17 protein-coding genes are annotated in these 15902 nt (G+C 66.5%); 11 read left to right on the forward strand and 6 right to left on the reverse strand.

Annotation, left to right across the window (positions count from 1 at the left end; all coding sequences use genetic code 11):
- The first annotated feature begins 16 nt into the window (after window positions 1-16).
- Together PTT45_RS19810 and PTT45_RS19815 are read left to right on the forward strand one after the other, a co-directional pair.
- A complete protein-coding gene (locus PTT45_RS19810; RefSeq protein ID WP_273815659.1) occupies window positions 17-598 on the forward strand; it encodes an RBBP9/YdeN family alpha/beta hydrolase in 582 nt (193 codons plus the stop codon).
- 101 nt (window positions 599-699) lie between these two features.
- The gene (locus PTT45_RS19815) at window positions 700-1608 is read left to right on the forward strand and encodes a sigma 54-interacting transcriptional regulator (RefSeq protein WP_273815661.1); all 909 of its coding nucleotides are present in this window, start codon (window positions 700-702) and stop codon (window positions 1606-1608) included.
- A 51-nt stretch (window positions 1609-1659) separates the two neighbouring features.
- Here PTT45_RS19815 and PTT45_RS19820 read toward each other — a convergent pair whose 3' ends face one another.
- Together PTT45_RS19820 and PTT45_RS19825 are read right to left on the reverse strand one after the other, a co-directional pair.
- Entirely contained in the window at window positions 1660-2880 is a 1221-nt protein-coding gene (locus PTT45_RS19820) for an acyl-CoA dehydrogenase family protein (RefSeq protein ID WP_273815664.1), read from the reverse strand.
- A complete protein-coding gene (locus PTT45_RS19825) occupies window positions 2870-3844 on the reverse strand; it encodes an aliphatic sulfonate ABC transporter substrate-binding protein (protein ID WP_273815666.1) in 975 nt (324 codons plus the stop codon). Before PTT45_RS19825 ends, PTT45_RS19820 begins: the two co-directional genes overlap by 11 nt.
- A gap of 336 nt (window positions 3845-4180) precedes the next feature.
- Here PTT45_RS19825 and PTT45_RS19830 point away from each other — a divergent pair, with 336 nt between their 5' ends.
- The 4 genes from PTT45_RS19830 to PTT45_RS19845 all read left to right on the forward strand — a co-directional run bounded on the left by PTT45_RS19830 (window position 4181) and on the right by PTT45_RS19845 (window position 8163).
- A complete protein-coding gene (locus tag PTT45_RS19830; RefSeq protein ID WP_273815668.1) occupies window positions 4181-5503 on the forward strand; it encodes an OprD family porin in 1323 nt (440 codons plus the stop codon).
- 90 nt (window positions 5504-5593) lie between these two features.
- On the forward strand, window positions 5594-6586 hold the full coding sequence (locus PTT45_RS19835) for an aliphatic sulfonate ABC transporter substrate-binding protein (protein WP_273815670.1): 993 nt from the start codon (window positions 5594-5596) through the stop codon (window positions 6584-6586).
- A gap of 3 nt (window positions 6587-6589) precedes the next feature.
- Window positions 6590-7438, forward strand: coding sequence for an ABC transporter permease (locus PTT45_RS19840; RefSeq protein WP_273815671.1), 849 nt, complete (start codon window positions 6590-6592; stop codon window positions 7436-7438).
- Between the two features lie 2 nt (window positions 7439-7440).
- Window positions 7441-8163, forward strand: coding sequence for an ABC transporter ATP-binding protein (locus PTT45_RS19845; RefSeq protein WP_273815673.1), 723 nt, complete (start codon window positions 7441-7443; stop codon window positions 8161-8163).
- A 48-nt stretch (window positions 8164-8211) separates the two neighbouring features.
- On the opposite strand, the gene PTT45_RS19850 is transcribed toward PTT45_RS19845, so the two are convergent.
- Entirely contained in the window at window positions 8212-8832 is a 621-nt protein-coding gene (locus tag PTT45_RS19850) for a LysE family transporter (RefSeq protein ID WP_273815675.1), read from the reverse strand.
- A gap of 66 nt (window positions 8833-8898) precedes the next feature.
- Window positions 8899-9684 (reverse strand): MmyB family transcriptional regulator, encoded by a 786-nt coding sequence (locus PTT45_RS19855; RefSeq protein ID WP_273815677.1) that lies wholly within the window; start codon window positions 9682-9684, stop codon window positions 8899-8901.
- Between the two features lie 124 nt (window positions 9685-9808).
- Between PTT45_RS19855 and PTT45_RS19860 the strand changes: the two genes are divergently transcribed.
- Entirely contained in the window at window positions 9809-10210 is a 402-nt protein-coding gene (locus PTT45_RS19860; protein WP_273815679.1) for a hypothetical protein, read from the forward strand.
- 3 nt (window positions 10211-10213) lie between these two features.
- On the opposite strand, the gene PTT45_RS19865 is transcribed toward PTT45_RS19860, so the two are convergent.
- Both PTT45_RS19865 and PTT45_RS19870 read right to left on the reverse strand, forming a co-directional pair.
- Window positions 10214-11047, reverse strand: coding sequence for a hypothetical protein (locus PTT45_RS19865; protein ID WP_273815681.1), 834 nt, complete (start codon window positions 11045-11047; stop codon window positions 10214-10216).
- A gap of 107 nt (window positions 11048-11154) precedes the next feature.
- Entirely contained in the window at window positions 11155-12147 is a 993-nt protein-coding gene (locus tag PTT45_RS19870) for a sulfate ABC transporter substrate-binding protein (RefSeq protein WP_273815683.1), read from the reverse strand.
- Window positions 12148-12353: 206 nt separating this feature from the next.
- On the opposite strand from PTT45_RS19870, the gene PTT45_RS19875 reads away from it, so the two are divergent.
- From PTT45_RS19875 to ssuD, 4 genes are all read left to right on the forward strand, one after another.
- Entirely contained in the window at window positions 12354-12992 is a 639-nt protein-coding gene (locus PTT45_RS19875) for a peroxiredoxin (RefSeq protein ID WP_273815685.1), read from the forward strand.
- A gap of 9 nt (window positions 12993-13001) precedes the next feature.
- Window positions 13002-13595 (forward strand): NADPH-dependent FMN reductase, encoded by a 594-nt coding sequence (gene ssuE / locus PTT45_RS19880; protein ID WP_273815687.1) that lies wholly within the window; start codon window positions 13002-13004, stop codon window positions 13593-13595.
- An 86-nt stretch (window positions 13596-13681) separates the two neighbouring features.
- On the forward strand, window positions 13682-14644 hold the full coding sequence (locus PTT45_RS19885; protein WP_273815689.1) for a sulfonate ABC transporter substrate-binding protein: 963 nt from the start codon (window positions 13682-13684) through the stop codon (window positions 14642-14644).
- A gap of 59 nt (window positions 14645-14703) precedes the next feature.
- Window positions 14704-15852 carry an FMNH2-dependent alkanesulfonate monooxygenase gene (gene ssuD, locus PTT45_RS19890; protein ID WP_273815692.1) on the forward strand — a complete coding sequence of 383 codons (1149 nt, stop codon included), beginning with the start codon at window positions 14704-14706 and terminating at the stop codon, window positions 15850-15852.
- The last annotated feature ends 50 nt before the right edge of the window (window positions 15853-15902 follow it).

Raw genomic sequence — 15902 nt, forward strand, 5'->3', positions numbered from 1 at the left:
TTGAAGGAGGCCCACCATGGCCAGCCAGACCACCAGTTACCTGATCCTGCCGGGATGGCAGGGTTCGCCGGACGACCATTGGCAGAGCCACTGGCAGCGCAGCCTGCCGAACGCCAGCCGGGTCGAGCAGGCGGACTGGAACAATCCCGATCCGCACAACTGGGTCGCCGCTGTCGAACAGCGCGTCGTCGCTTCTCGCGGCCCGCTGATCCTGGTGGCGCACAGCCTCGGCTGCATCACCGTGGCGCGCTGGGCCGAGCAGGCCCCGCTGAGCTCGCTGCGCAAGGTGCGTGGCGCCCTGCTGGTGGCGCCGGCGGACGTCGAGCGCGCCAACTGCCCCGAAGCGCTGCAAGGCTTCGCCCCGGTCTCCCGCGAGTTGCTGCCGTTCCCCAGCCTGCTGGTGGGCTCGGACAACGACCACGCCGCCAGCGCCGCCCGTGCCCTGCAGATGGCCCGCGACTGGGGTGCCCAGGCCGCCATTCTGCCCGGTGCCGGGCACATCAACGTGAAGTCCGGCCACCAGCGCTGGGAACAGGGCTTCGCCTACCTGTACCGCCTGCAGCGGCAGATCGAGCAGCTGGAGCGCCTACGCGCATGAGCTCCTGTCCCCGCGTGTCGCGCCTGCGCGCGCGGCGACACCACCCCATTCCCATCTGAGCCGCCGCTCGGCGCCGGCTCACCTCGACAAGAGATTGCCCCATGAGCCGCCCCGCCTCCCCCCAGCAGGCCCTGCTGACCTTTGCCGATACCGAGAAGAGCCCGCTGAGCATCCGCGCCAAGGCGCTGGTGTTCGTCGACCCGCGTTCGCGCCAGCTGCGCGAGCGGGCCAATGCCCTGGCCGCGGCCGAATTGCCGGTGCTGATCAGCGGCGAGACTGGCACCGGCAAGGAGCTGCTGGCCCGCCATATCCACCGCGAGAGCGAGCGCGGTGGTCTGTTCGTCGCCGTCAGCTGCGGCGCCATCAGCCCGCAGTGGGGCGAGGCCGAGCTGTTCGGCCATGCCGCCGGTGCCTATTCCGGTGCTGCCAGCAGCCGCGCCGGCTGGTTCGGCTCGGCCAACGGCGGCACTCTCTATCTGGACGAGATCGGCGACCTGCCGCTGGCGCTGCAGGACAAGCTGCTGGCCGCCTTGGAAACCCGCGAGGTGCTGCGGGTCGGCAGCGCCCACGCCACGCCTGTGCAGGTACGCTTGGTGGCGGCCACCAGCATCGACCTGGCCCAGGCGGTGGCCGCCGGCAAGTTCAACGAGCGGCTGTTCCACTACCTCGACGAAGGTCGCCTGCCGCTGCCGGCCCTGCGCGAGCGCCCCGGCGACATCCTGCCGCTGGCCGAATACTTCCTCGGCATCTACGCCCAGCGCCTGGGCCTGGCCATTCCGCAGATCGGCGCGGCCGCCCAGGCGGCGCTGGAGAGCCATCCCTGGCACGGCAACACCCGTGAGCTGGAGAACGTCATCCACTTCGCCCTGCTGGTCAGCGGCGACGAGGAGATCCTGCCGCAGCACCTCAACCTGCCGGTGGAGGCGCCACTGCAGAGCATCGAACGGCAGCTGGTGCTGCTCGGTGCCGCGGAGCGCGCGCGGCTGCAGGCGCTGCTCGCCACCGGCTGAATGCAAAAGCGGGAGCCGCCCTGTCGGACGACTCCCGCCACTAGCGCAGGCTCAGGAATACAGCGAAGGCGTCGGCGGCAGTCCGCTGGTCAGCCACTGGCCGATGTCGCGCACCTTGTAGTCCAGCGGGTCGTGCAGGCTGTGCACCCGCACGTTGCGCCAGAAGCGGTCGAAGCCGTAGCGCGAGGCGGTAGAGCGGGCGCCCATGGTCTCGAACACCTGGCTGGTGATCTCCAGCGCCGCGCGCGCCGAGGCGACCCGTGCCTCGGCGATCAGCAGCGCCACCTCACCACGTTCAGCGGTGCCCAGCGCCGGCTTGTCCCAGGCCTGCTGCAGGCGTTCGGCGGCCAGCTCGGCCTGCAGCAGGGCGCCGCGATAGAGCAGCCACAGCTCGCCATAACGCTTCTGGATGAAGGGATCTTCCACAGCCGCCTCGACACCGGCGCCGGCCCACGGCCGGGCCTGTTCGCGCACATAGCGTAGCGCGCCGTCCAGTGCGCCCTGGGCATTGCCCAGGTAGAGCTGGGTGAGGATCAGCTGCGAGACGCAGACTCGCAGGCTGCTGCGCGGGCTCTGTCCGCCGGAGAGGAGCAGCTCGTCGCGGTCGACGAAGACGTTCTCGAACTGCACCGTGCCGCTGTCGGTCTGGCGCTGGCCGAAGGCGTCCCAGTCGTCATTGATGGCCAGGCCTTCGCGCTGCGCCGGCAGCACGACGAAGACCCGCTCGCTGGGGCCGCGTGGCGCACTGATCACCAGTGCATCGGCACCCAGGGCGCCGGAGCAGAACGACTTGCGGCCGTTCAGCTCGAAGTGCTCCTCGCGCGCATCGAGGCTCAGGCCCAGGTCGCGGCCATTGGTGGCGTTGCCCCAGAACCAGCGCTCGCGCACCGCGCGGGTCAGCCAGTGGCGCTGCTGCTCGGCGCTGCCGTGCAGGAGGATGGTCGCCACCTGCAGGTGGTTGAAGGCGAACAGGTGGGCCAGCGAGCTGTCGGCGGCGGCCAGGTGACGAACGATGCGGTAGATATCCGGCCACGACTTGCCCTGGCCATCGAAGCGCTGCGGGATGGCCAGGCTGAGCAGGCCGCTGTCGCGGATCAGCTCGCGCTCGGCCTGTGCATGGCCGCCCTGGCGGTCACGCGCTACCGCGCTCTCGCCGAGCTTGCGCGCCAGGCGCTCGACCTTGGTGGTGAGGTTGCCGAAGTCGATGGGGAACAGCCGCGCATCGAGCAGCGTCTCGGCGTTGGGGTGCAGTTGCCGGGCTTCACTGGGCATCGCGAGCCTCCGGCTGCCAGACGGCGACGTCGCTGGCATTCACGCGCTTGGGCAGCAGGCCCTCGGCGAAGAAGGCGTCGGCGATCTTCTGCTGTTCGGCCAGGCCGTCCTTCTGTACCGGGCGGACTTCATAGCTGCGGCGGCCGTTGGCCTGCTCGACGATGGCGGGGTCGAGGTTGCCCCACAGCGGGCCGAGGATCTTCGCCGCTTCGGCCGGGTGCGCGCGCAGCCACTCGCCGGCCTTGGCCAGCTCGCCGTAGACGGTCTGCAGCACCTGCGGGTGTTCCTTGGCGAAGCGGGTGCTGGTCAGGTAATAGCGCTGGTAGCTGGCCAGGCCCTGGCTGCCGGCCAGGGTGCGGGTCGGCAGCTGGCGCTGGGCGGCGCTGAGGAAGGGCTCCCAGATCACCCAGGCGTCGACCTTGCCGTTCTCGAAGGCGGCGCGGCCGTCGGCGGGCGTCAGGTAGGCCGGCTGGATGTCGCTGAACTTCAGGTTGGCCTTGGCCAGCGCGGCGATCAGCAGGTAGTGGGCGCCGGCGGCCTTGGTCACCGCCACCTTCTTGCCCTTGAGCTCGGCCAGGCTGTGCAGCGGCGAGCCTTCGCGCACGATGATCGCCTGGGCAGACGGCGAGGGCGTCTCGCGGGCGAAGTAGGCGAGTTGCGCGCCGGCGGCCTGGGCAAACACCGGCACGGTGTCGGCGACGTCCGCGGAAATATCCACATTACCGACGTTGAGCGCTTCGAGCAGCGGCTGGCCGCTGGCGAACTCGTGCCAGCTGACCTTGATGTCGTGGGCGGCCAGGGCCTTCTCCAGGTTGCCCTGGCTCTTCAGCAGGCTGATCAGTGTGGAGGACTTCTGGTAGCCGATGCGCAGCGCGGTTTCCGCCTGGGCGGGTACGGCGGCCAGCAGACTGAGGCTCAGGCCGAGGCCGAGCAGGGTGCGGCGGGATAGGGCATGACGGGACATGGTGGGGGCTCTCGATAGGGCGTCCCGGCCATGACGAGGCGGCGGAACACGGAAACTTCGGGGATGGAAGCGAGAAGTCCGGTGGTCCGGTCGGTGCAATCTAGTCGATCTAAAAAAGCGCCAGCAAATAATTTTCAGGAATTAGCTTATAGACCGCTTGGTCACGATATATTCCTTTTTGTTTCATAAAACTGAAAAATAATTCTTTTTTGGGCTTACCAAAATCCCATACATTTGCCGCCAAGCCGGTGCCAGAGCATTGCACTGAGCCGAATAACTACAAGGGGCAAAGCCCCAACGCCCAAAACAGACCAAGAAAAGTACCTGGAGCACCTCATGAACAAGTCGACCCTGGCCCTCGCCGTCGCCCTTGCTGCAGTCGCGCAGCAGGCTTCCGCCGGTGGCTTCATCGAAGACAGCAAGGCCACCCTCGGCCTGCGTAATTTCTATTACGACCGTAACGACAAGAACACTGCGAACAACAGCACCGAGGCCAACGAATGGGGCCAGGGCTTCCTCTTCAACTACACCTCCGGCTTCACCGAGGGTACCGTTGGCTTCGGTCTGGATGCTGTAGGCCTGCTGGGCCTGAAACTGGATGCCGGCGGTGACGGCGATAGCAGCGACAGCCGCAAGCCAGGCCAGCTGTTCCCGCTGGATAGCGACGGCAAGGCCGTGGACGACTACAGCAAGGGCGGTGTGACCGCCAAGGTGCGTGTGTCGAAGACCGAAGGCCGCCTGGGCACCCTGCAGCCGAAGCTGCCGGTGGTGACCTTCAACGACGGTCGCCTGCTGCCGCAGCTGTTCGACGGTGGCCAGATCACCTCCAACGAGATCGACAACCTGACCCTGACTGCCGGTCAGCTCGAGCACACCAAGACCCGTTCCTCCACCGACGACATCGGTCTGCGCATCGCCGCACCGAGCGGCACTACGGTGGTCGACAGCAACAAGTTCTACTTCGCCGGCGGTGACTACAAGATCACCAAGGACCTGGTTGCCCAGTACTACTACGGCAACCTGGAAGACTTCTACAAACAGCACTTCCTTGGCCTGACCCATAACTGGGCCATCGGCCCGGGCGCGCTGAAGTCCGACCTGCGTTACTTCGATAGCAGCTCCGATGGCAAGAACAGCAGTGCCGCTGGCCGTGCTGAGGGCTATGCCAGCAGCGGTTACTGGGCTGCTGGCGACGCCGATCGTGGTGAAGTCGACAACCAGACCTGGAGCGCCCTGTTCACCTACACCCTGGGCAGCCATGCACTGAGCGGTGGCTACCAGCAGGTCGAGGGCAGCAGCGCCTTCCCGTTCCTCAACCAGGGTGACGGCTCCACCGCCTACCTGATCACCGACCGCCAGATCGGCAAGTTCCTGTCGGCCGGCGAGCGCACCTGGCTGGCCGAGTACGCCTACGACTTCACCAAGGTCGGCGTACCGGGCCTGAAGGCCACCGTGACCTACCTGTCCGGCGACAACATCGACGCCGCCGGCGGTGACCAGAAAGAGTGGGAACGTGACTTCCGTCTGGACTACACCCTGCAGGAAGGCGCTCTGAAAGGTCTGGGCTTCTCCTGGCGTAACGCCTCGCTGCGCGGTAACGCAGCAACCGACCAGGACGAGAACCGTCTGATCGTCAGCTACACCCTGTCGCTCCTCTGATCGACAACGGCGGGGGCTTCGGCCCCCGCCATCTCCTGACCCGGCCGCCAACGGTTGGGAAGGCCTCACCCCGAGTCCAAGGAGATTCCCATGAAAAGTTTCAAGCCCCGCCATCTGCTCGCCGCGCTGCTCGCCACCACCCTGCCGCTCGCTACCCACGCCGCCGAACCCAAGGAAGTCCGCCTGGACTACGCCTATTACGCGCCTACCAGTCTGGTGCTGAAGGATCAGGGCATCCTCGAGAAACGTTTGGCCGCTGACGGCATCGCCGTGAAGTGGGTGTTCAGCCAGGGCAGCAACCGCTCCCTCGAATATCTCAACGGTGGCAGCGTCGACTTCGCTTCCACTGCCGGCCTCGCCGCCGTGCTCAGCCGTGCCAACGGCAGCCCGGTGAAGACCGTGTACATCGCCAGCCGTCCGGAATGGACCGCCCTGGCCGTGCCCAAGGATTCGTCGATCAAGACCCTGGCCGACCTCAAGGGCAAGAAGGTCGCCGCCACCAAGGGCACCGACCCCTACCTGTTCCTCCTGCGCAGCCTGCACAGCGCCGGCCTCGGCAAGAGCGACGTGGAGATCGTCCACCTGCAACATCCGGACGGCCGCGTCGCCCTGGAGCGCGGTGACGTGGACGCCTGGGCCGGCCTCGACCCGCACCTCGCCGCCAGCCAGCTGCAAGCCGGCTCGCGCCTGCTGTATCGCAATGTCGAGTTCAACAGCTACGGCGTGCTCAACGTCAGCGACAAGTTCCTCAAGGAACAGCCGCAGCTGATCGGCAAGGTCATCGCCGCCTATGAAGAGGCGCGCCAATGGACCATCGCCCATCCGCAACAGACCGCGGAGCTGCTGGCCAAGGAAGCCAAGCTGCCGCTGGAAGTGGCCAAGCTGCAGCTGTCGCGTACCGACTTCAGCAACCCGCAGCCGGGTGCCGAACACGTCGCCGCGCTGAAGGCCGCCGCGCCGATCCTGCTCGACGAGCAGCTGGTACGTCCGGGCGCCGACGTGGCTGCCGTGGTCGACCAGCTGATCAGTCCGCAGCTGGCAGCCGGCGTGATCGGCCAGCCGGTGGCCAAGGCGGAGCAATAAGTCATGCCTGCTAGCAGTCTGCTCGCCACCCTGCTGGCCGCCCGTGCAGCCGTGCGTGGCGAGCATGTGCTCAGCGTGCGCCGCCCATGGACGGGTAACTGGCGCGGGCTGGTGCTGCCGCTGGCGCTGCTGGTGCTGCTGGAAGTGCTGGTGCGCCTGGACTGGATACCGGCGCACCAGCTGCCGGCGCCCAGCCAGGTCGGCCAGACCCTCTGGTGGCTGGCCGCCGGGGGCGAGCTGTGGGGGCATATCGGCGTCAGCCTGGCGCGGGTCGCCGCCGGTTTCGCCATCGGTGCGGCGCTGGCCGTGCTGATCGGCGCCTGGGTCGGCCTCAGCCGACGTGCCGAGAGTTATCTGGAGCCGACCTTCCAGGCCCTGCGGGCGATTCCCAGCCTGGCCTGGGTGCCGCTTCTGCTGCTCTGGCTGGGCATCGACGAAACGCCCAAGGTGGTGCTGATCGCCCTCGGCGCCTTCTTCCCGGTCTACCTGGCGCTGCTCGCCGGCATCCGCAACGTCGACCGCAAGCTGGTCGAGGTCGGCCGCCTGCATCGCCTGTCCGGCGTCGCGCTGACCCGACGCATTCTGCTGCCGGCGGCGCTGCCGAGCCTGTTCACCGGCCTGCGCGGGGCGCTCAGCCTGAGCTGGATGTTCCTCGTCGCCGCCGAGCTGATCGCCGCTACCCAGGGCCTCGGCTACCTGCTCAGCGACGGTCGCGAGACCTCGCGGCCGGATCTGGTGATCGCCGCCATCCTGCTGCTGGCCGTGCTCGGCAAGCTCAGCGACGGCCTGCTCAAGCAGCTGGAGACCCGTGCGCTGCACTGGCGCGACAGCTTCGTCGGCGGGGAGGGTTGAAGATGAGCAGTGCATTGCTGGAACTACGCGGCATCCGCAAGGCCTTCGCCGGCCAGCGGGTGCTGGAAGACGTCGACCTGAGCCTGGCGCCGGGCGAGATCGTCAGCCTGCTCGGCCCCAGTGGCTGCGGCAAGAGCACCCTGCTGCGCATCGCCGCTGGCCTCGACCAGGACTTCAGTGGCGGCCTGGCGCACAACCCGCTGCTGGATTTCGGCGGCGGCAGCGGCATCGGCGTGGTGTTCCAGGAGCCGCGCCTGATGCCCTGGCTGAACGTGGCGCAGAACGTCGGCTTTGCCGACGGTCGTGGCGCTGACTCGGAGTGGATCGAGCAACTGCTGGAGGACGTCGGCCTGGCCGGCCAGGGCGGCAAGCTGCCCAAGCAGCTCTCCGGCGGCATGGCCCAGCGCGTGGCCATCGCCCGTGGCCTCTACCAGCGCCCGCAGGTGTTGCTGCTGGACGAGCCGTTCAGCGCGGTGGATGCCTTTACCCGCATGAAACTGCAGGACCTGGTGGTGCGCCTGGCGGATCGCTACGGCATCGCCCTGCTGCTGGTCACCCACGATCTCGACGAGGCGTTCTATCTCAGCGACCGCGTGCTGATCCTCGGCGGCACTCCCAGTCGCATCCAGCGCGAACTGGCCGTGCCGCTGGCACATCCGCGCGACCGTCGCTCGGCCGAACTGGCCTACCTGCGTGGCGAGGCGCTGACCGAGCTGACGCTGTAAACGAACCTCAGGGTGGAAGCTGTTTCCGGGCCGCATGGCCCGGTTTTTTTAGCTGCGCTGCAGCGAGGAAGCGGCCAGGCCCAGACCCAAGGCGACCAGCACGCCACCGATGGCGCGCTCGATCAGGTGCCGGCTGCGGGCGACGAAGCCGCGCGCCGCTTCCGAAGACAAGCCGTAGGCCACCAGGGCGAACCAGAACAGGTGCGCGGCGGACATGAACAGGCCGTAACCGAGCTGGGTCAGGGTGGCGGTATCCGGGCTGATTACCTGGGTGAACAGGGCGACCACGAACAGCGTGGTCTTGGGGTTCAGCGCATTGGTCAGGAAGCCGATGCGCAGCGCCTGCCAGTCACTCAGCTGCGGCGCGGCCACCACCTGCTGCGGGTCGACCTTGCGGCTGCGCAGCATGCCGATGCCGAGCCAGATCAGGTAGGCGGCGCCGGCGAACTTGACCAGGTTGAACAGCAGGATCGACTGCGAGATCAGCAGGCCGATGCCGAGCATCGAGTAGGTCACGTGGACCAGCACGCCGAGGCTGATGCCCAGCGCGGTGAGCAGGCCGGCGCGGCGCGAGAGGAACATGCTGTTGCGGCTGACCATGGCGAAGTCGGCGCCGGGGCTGATCACGGCGAGCAGGGTGATGGTGACGACCGAGACGAGTTCGAGCATGGCGCAGTCCGCTTTTCGGGTGGGCAGATCAAGATGGGGGCAGCCGGCGTTGCCTGCAAGCGCGACCTAGATCTGCGCCAGCTGGCGCAGATACTCGGCACTCTCGGCATCGGCCGGGAAGAAGGTCTCCAGGGCCAGCTCGGCCAGGGTCACGTCGTTGGGCGTGCCGAACACCGTGGTGGTGCTGATCATGCTCAGCACGCCGTGCTCGGTGCGGAACTGCAGCGGCATCAGCACGCTCTCAGGCGCCGGTTCGGCCTTCTCGCTGGGGGCCGGGTAGCTCAGCAGTTCTTCCTGCAGGGCCATCAGCTGTGGGTCGCCGCTGATGTCGATGTCGTGCTGCAGGCGCATCAGCAGGTAGGCGCGCCACTGCGCCAGGTTGACGATACGCGGCGCCAGGCCGTCCGGATGCAGCGACACGCGCAACACATTGAGCGGCGGGCCGAGCAGCTCGGCCGGCAACCCGTCGAGGAAGGGTGCCACCGAAGCATTGGCCGCCAGTAGGTTCCACTGGCGGTCGATGGTCAGCGCCGGGTAGGGCTCGTGGGCCTTGAGCAACTGCTCGATGGCGGCGCGGGCGGCGGCCAGGGCCGGGTCGTTCAGGCCGTGCTGGCTGTACAGCGGTGCATAGCCGGCGGCGCTGAGCAGGCGGTTGCGCTCGCGCAGGGGAATCTCCAGCTGTTCGGCCAGGTGCAGCAGCATCTCGCGGCTGGGCAGGGCGCGGCCGGTCTCGACGAAGCTCAGGTGGCGGGTGGAGATGTCCGCTTCGCAGGCCAGGTCGAGCTGGCTCAGGCGGCGGCGCTGGCGCCACTGGCGCAACAGGGCGCCGACGGGGTGATTGACTGTGTTCATGGGATCGGACGATAGCCCAGGGGCGTCAAGGCGACCATTACCTGGCAGGTAATCGACGCGCCGCCCGCGGCGGGAGAACTCTATGGCCAGGCGCCAGTCCGGCGCCCTCATTGGAGGATTCGCCATGCATACCCTGAACGCTTCTCCGTTGTTGCGCCGCGCCCTGCTCGCCGATGGCGTGGCCGGCCTGGCCACCGGCTCACTGCTGGTACTGGCCGCCGGCTGGCTTGCCGAGCTGCTGGCCCTGCCGCGCGAACTGCTGCTCGGCGCCGGCTGGCTGCTGCTGCCGCTGGGCGTGTTCCTGGTCTGGCTGGGCAGCTGCGAGCAGATCAACCGCCTCGCCGTATGGGCGGTGCTGGCGATCAACGCGCTGTGGGTGATCGACAGCCTGGTGCTGCTGCTCTCCGGCTGGGTCACACCGAACCTGCTCGGCCACGTCTTCGTCATCGGCCAGGCGCTGACGGTGCTGCTGTTTCTCGAGCTGGAGCTGGTCGGCCTGAAACGTTCCGAACCGCTGGCGGCATGAGGGTTACTGGGCTGCAACCCGTGTGAGGCGGACAATCTCTCCCGGGTAGCCGCCCAGGTGTCCACTGGGACCTGCGAAGAAAATTCCATCGACCGTCAACTGATGATCATCCAGATACTGGAGCGGAGTCGTTTTCTTCGCCACGGCTGACCATCCACCAAGCCAGAGTGAACGGCCATTGTCGCTGAGGGCTGAGGACTCATATCCCAGGTGGTAGGTGCCTTGTGTCGTGATTCTTTTGCCGTTGTAGCGATCAGGAGCACTCAGTAACTCCGCAATGCTTACCTTGAGCGGAGGTTGAGTGTCGCCTTGGGATACGCGCTCTCGTTTTTCTATTGCGTGGCGAGAGGCCTGCTCGTCGAAGAAGGTGCGGATTTCGGCAATTACATGGCTGCGGGCATCGCCAGCATTGGTGGTGGCGAAAGACAGCCGGGTTTCCTGGCAGTCTGCGTCAAAGATGAGCTGGACCTGCTGAAACGGTGTTTCGGGAGTTTTGGGGTCGCTTTGTAGATCGAAGATACCCAGGGATTTCAGCCGTTGGGCTAGAGCCAGCATCTCTTCTGCGTTGGGACCAGGCTGCTCCGAATAGAAACGGTGGTAATCCAGACTCGAGTCGGTGGCGCTTTCGGCTTTAGTGCCCAGTACATCTAAGGACTTACTGTATTGAAAAAGACCGTTCTGGTTGAGCAGTAGCTGCTCGTCGACAGACATAACCGAGTCGGCGTTGCTCACGGTTCCTCGGGTGCTGAAGTGCAGAAAAACTCCATCGCACTCCTGTGCGATTGCTCCTGTACTGGCTGTGGCCAGACTGAGGGTCAGTCCTAGTGCCTTACGCATGTCCTTTGCTCCGTAAAAGCCCTGATCCGGACGCTACCCATTAGGTATTTCAGGAGCAATAGCAAAAAGCCCGGCAGATGCCGGGCTTTCTGGTGTCACTGGCTGACTTACTGGGCGGTGTAGATCTGGTCGAACACGCCGCCGTCGTTGAAGTGGGTCTTCTGGATGCTCGGCCAGTCGCCGAAGGTCTCGTTCACGTTGAGGAAGGTAACCTTGGGGAAGCGGTCGGAGAACTCGGCGAGGATTTTCTCGTTGCGCGGGCGCAGGTAGTTGTTGGCGGCGATGCGCTGGCCCTCGTCGGACCACAGGTACTTCAGGTAGGCCTCGGCCTCGGCGCGGGTGCCTTTCTTGTCGACCACCTTGTCGACCACCGACACCGGCGGCTCGGCCTGGGCGGAGACGGTCGGGTAGACCACTTCGAAGCCGCCGCGACCAAATTCGCGGGCGATCATCTCGGCCTCGTTCTCGAAGGTCACCAGCACGTCGCCGATCTGGTTCTGCATGAAGGTGGTGGTGGCGGCGCGGCCACCGGTGTCGAGTACCGGCGCCTGCTTGAACAGCTTGCCGACGAAGTCCTTGGCCTTGGTCTTGTCGCCGCCGTTCTGCAGCACGTAGCCCCAGGCGGAGAGGTAGGTGTAGCGGCCGTTACCCGAGGTCTTCGGGTTCGGCACCACGACCTGGACGCCATCCTTGAGCAGGTCAGGCCAGTCTTTCAGGGCCTTGGGGTTGCCCTTGCGCACGATGAACACGGTGGCGGAGGTAAAGGGGGCGCTGTTGTTCGGCAGGCGCGCGGCCCAGTCTTCGGGGATCAGCTTGCCGTGCTCGGCCAGGGCGTTGATGTCGGTGGCCATGTTCATGGTGATGACGTCGGCCGGCAGGCCGTCGATCACGGCGCGGGCCTGTTTGCTCGAACCGCCGTGGGACATCTGGATGGTCAGCGCTTTGCCGCCCTCGGCCTGCCAGTGCTTCTGGAACGCGGCGTTGTAGTCCTTGTAGAAGTCGCGCATCACGTCATAGGAGACGTTGAGCAGGGTCGCCGCCTGGGCGGAGGTGGCCAGGGCGAAGCTGGCGGCCAGGGAGAGGGACAGTAGGCGTTTCATCGGATGTCCTTATGGGGATGGGAGCGCAGGCGACTATAAGAGAGTCACGCATATTCTTTGAAAGAATAATTGTTTAGGTACTTATGCCGTAACGCTCGTGATGAATATTTCTATATGGAATAAATAAATCGTTATTTATTCTTTTTACTTTGTTTCGTTCCTGATCATAGTGAGCCCCACGCAACGAACTGCCAAGGAGCATCACCATGAGCATCCGCCTGGGCGACATCGCCCCCGACTTCGAGCAGGACTCCAGCGAGGGTCGCATCCGTTTCCACGACTGGCTGGGTAATGGCTGGGGCGTGCTGTTCTCCCACCCCGCCGACTTCACCCCGGTGTGCACCACCGAACTGGGCTTCACCGCCAAGCTGAAGGATGACTTCGCCCAGCGCGGCGTCAAGGTCATCGCCCTCTCGGTGGACCCGGTGGATTCGCACCTGCGCTGGATCGACGACATCAACGAGACCCAGAACACCCGGGTCAACTTCCCGATCATCGCCGACGCCGACCGCAAGGTCTCCGGCCTGTACGACCTGATCCACCCGAACGCCAACGACACCCTGACCGTGCGTTCGCTGTTCATCATCGACCCGAACAAGAAGGTGCGCCTGATCATCACCTACCCGGCCAGCACCGGACGCAACTTCAACGAGATCCTGCGCGTGATCGACTCGCTGCAGCTGACCGACAACCACAAGGTCGCCACCCCGGCCAACTGGCAGGACGGTGATGAAGTGGTGATCGTGCCGTCGCTGAAGGACGAGGCGGAGATCGCCCAGCGCTTCCCCAAAGGCTATCGCGCGGTGAAACCCTACCTGCGCCTGACGCCGCAGCCGAACCGCTAAGGGGCGCTCATGCACGTTGTCCTGTTGTCCGGCAGCCCATCGGCGCGCTCACGCACCGAACTGCTGCTGGAGTACGTCAGCCAGCGCCTGCAGGCCCATGGCCTGGAAGTCAGCCTGCTACGGGTCCGTGACTTCCCGGCCGAGGCCCTGCTGCATGCGGACTTCGCCAGCCCGTCCGTGCAGCAGCTGCAGGCGGCGGTGGCCAGCGCCGATGGTCTGGTGGTCGCCACCCCGGTGTACAAGGCGTCCTTCACCGGCGCGCTGAAAGTGTTGCTCGACCTGCTGCCGGAGCGCGCCCTGGCGCACAAGGCGGTACTGCCCATCGCCAGTGGCGGCAGCCCCGCCCATTTGCTGGCCGTGGATTACGCGCTGAAGCCGGTACTGGCGGCGCTGAAAGCCCAGGAGATGCTCCCCGGCGTGTTCGCCGTGGACAAGCAGATCGCCTATCCGGAAGGGGACCACCCCGCCCGCATCGACGATGAACTGCGCGAGCGTCTCGACGAATCGGTAGAGCAGCTGGTCGCCGCCCTCGCGCGCCGGCCGAAGCCGATCGACCCGAACCTGTTGAACGACCGGCTGGTGAACGCCCGCTGGAGTATCTGAACCGACACACAGCAACACCCCGCCTTACTCGCCCGCCAACGGGCAAGCAGGTTGCCAACCAAGAAACCACAGCAAAGGAGAGCGCCATGCGCACCATTACTTTGCGTCGGAGCCTGGTCGCCCTGTTTGCCGCGGCCATCTCCTTCGGCGCCATCACTCAAGCTCAGGCCGAAACCCTGCGTATCGGTTATCAGAAGTACGGCACCCTGGTGCTGCTCAAGGCCAAGGGCACGCTGGAGAAGCGCCTGGCCGAGCAGGGCGTCGAGGTGAAGTGGACCGAGTTCCCGGGCGGCCCGCAGCTGCTCGAAGGCCTCAACGTCGGCTCGGTGGACTTCGGTGTCACCGGCGAGACCCCGCCGGTATTCGCCCAGGCCGCCGGTGCCGACCTGCTCTACGTCGCCCACGAGCCGCCAGCGCCGACCGGCGAAGCGATCCTGGTGCCGAAGGATTCCTCGATCAAGAACGTCGCCGAACTCAAGGGCAAGAAGGTCGCCCTGAACAAGGGCTCCAACGTGCACTACCTGCTGGTGCGCGCCCTGGAAGACGCGGGCCTGAAGTACAGCGACATCCAGCCCGTGTACCTGCCTCCAGCCGATGCCCGCGCCGCCTTCGAGCGCGGCAGCGTCGACGCCTGGGTGATCTGGGACCCCTTCCAGTCGGCCGCCGAGCACCAGCTGCAGGCGCGCAGCCTGCGTGACGGCAGCGGTCTGGTCGACAACCACCAGTTCTACCTGGCCACCCGTCCCTACGCCGAGAAGAACCCGCAGGTGATCGGCGTGCTGGTCGAGGAAATCCGCGGCGTTGGCGAGTGGGTCAAGGGCAACCTCGACGAAGCCACCAGCCAGGTCGCCCCGCTGATCGGCCTGTCGCCGGAAATCACCCGCCAGGCCGTCGAGCGCCAGGGCTACGGCGCGCAGTTCATCACCCCGGACGTGATCACCGCGCAGCAGAAGATCGCCGACACCTTCACCGACCTCAAGCTGATCCCCAAGAAGCTCAGCATCAAGGACGTGATCTGGAATCCGCCGGCCAAGGTCGCGCAGCAGTAAGCCCCGCGCCGTGGCCCTCGGGCCACGGCGACACCGAATTTATCTAAGGAGACGACTCCATGAGCCTCAATATCTTCTGGTTCCTGCCCACCCACGGCGACGGCAAGTACCTCGGCACCAGCGAAGGCGCGCGCGCCGTCGACCATGGCTACCTGACCCAGGTGGCTCAGGCCGCCGACCGCCTCGGCTTCGGCGGCGTGCTGATCCCCACCGGGCGTTCCTGCGAGGACTCCTGGCTGGTGGCCGCCTCGCTGATCCCGGCGACGCAGAACCTGAAGTTCCTCGTCGCGCTGCGCCCGGGGATCATTTCGCCCACCGTGGCCGCGCGCCAGGCGGCGACCCTGGACCGCCTGTCCAACGGCCGCGCGCTGTTCAACCTGGTCACCGGTGGTGATCCGGACGAGCTGGCCGGAGACGGCCTGCACCTGTCCCACGAGGAGCGTTACGAGGCTTCCGTCGAATTCACCCGCATCTGGCGTCGCGTACTGGAGGGCGAGACCGTCGACTACGACGGCAAGCACCTGCAGGTGAAGGGCGCCAAGCTGCTCTACCCGCCGATCCAGCAGCCGCGCCCGCCGCTGTACTTTGGTGGCTCCTCCGACGCCGCCCAGGACCTGGCTGCCGAGCAGGTCGAGCTGTACCTGACCTGGGGCGAGCCGCCATCTGCGGTGGTCGAGAAAATCGCCGCCGTGCGCGAGAAGGCCGCTGCCCAGGGCCGCGAAGTGCGCTTCGGCATCCGCCTGCACGTGATCGTGCGTGAGACCAACGAGGAAGCCTGGGCCGCTGCCGATCGCCTGATCAGCCACCTGGACCAGGACACCATCGACCGCGCCCAGGCCTCCCTGGCGCGCTTCGACTCGGTCGGCCAGCAGCGCATGGCCGCCCTGCACGGCGGCAAGAAAGACAACCTGGAAGTGTCGCCCAACCTCTGGGCCGGCGTCGGCCTGGTGCGTGGCGGTGCCGGCACCGCACTGGTCGGCGACGGCCCGACCGTGGCCGCGCGGGTGCAGGAGTACGCCGACCTCGGCATCGACACCTTCATCTTCTCCGGCTACCCGCACCTGGAAGAGTCGTACCGCGTCGCCGAGCTGTTGTTCCCGCACCTGGACATCGCCCAGCCGGAACGTCCGGCGAGCCGCGGCTACGTCAGCCCGTTCGGCGAGATGATCTCCAGCGACATTCTGCCCAAGGCCGCCTCGGCGAGCTGAGACGACAACGGGGCGGCCCACCGCCCCGGTTCCCGCACTACCAGAGAAGG

The sequence above is a fragment of the Pseudomonas sp. Gutcm_11s genome (genome assembly GCF_028649395.1).
In the GTDB taxonomy this organism is placed as follows: Bacteria; Pseudomonadota; Gammaproteobacteria; order Pseudomonadales; family Pseudomonadaceae; genus Aquipseudomonas.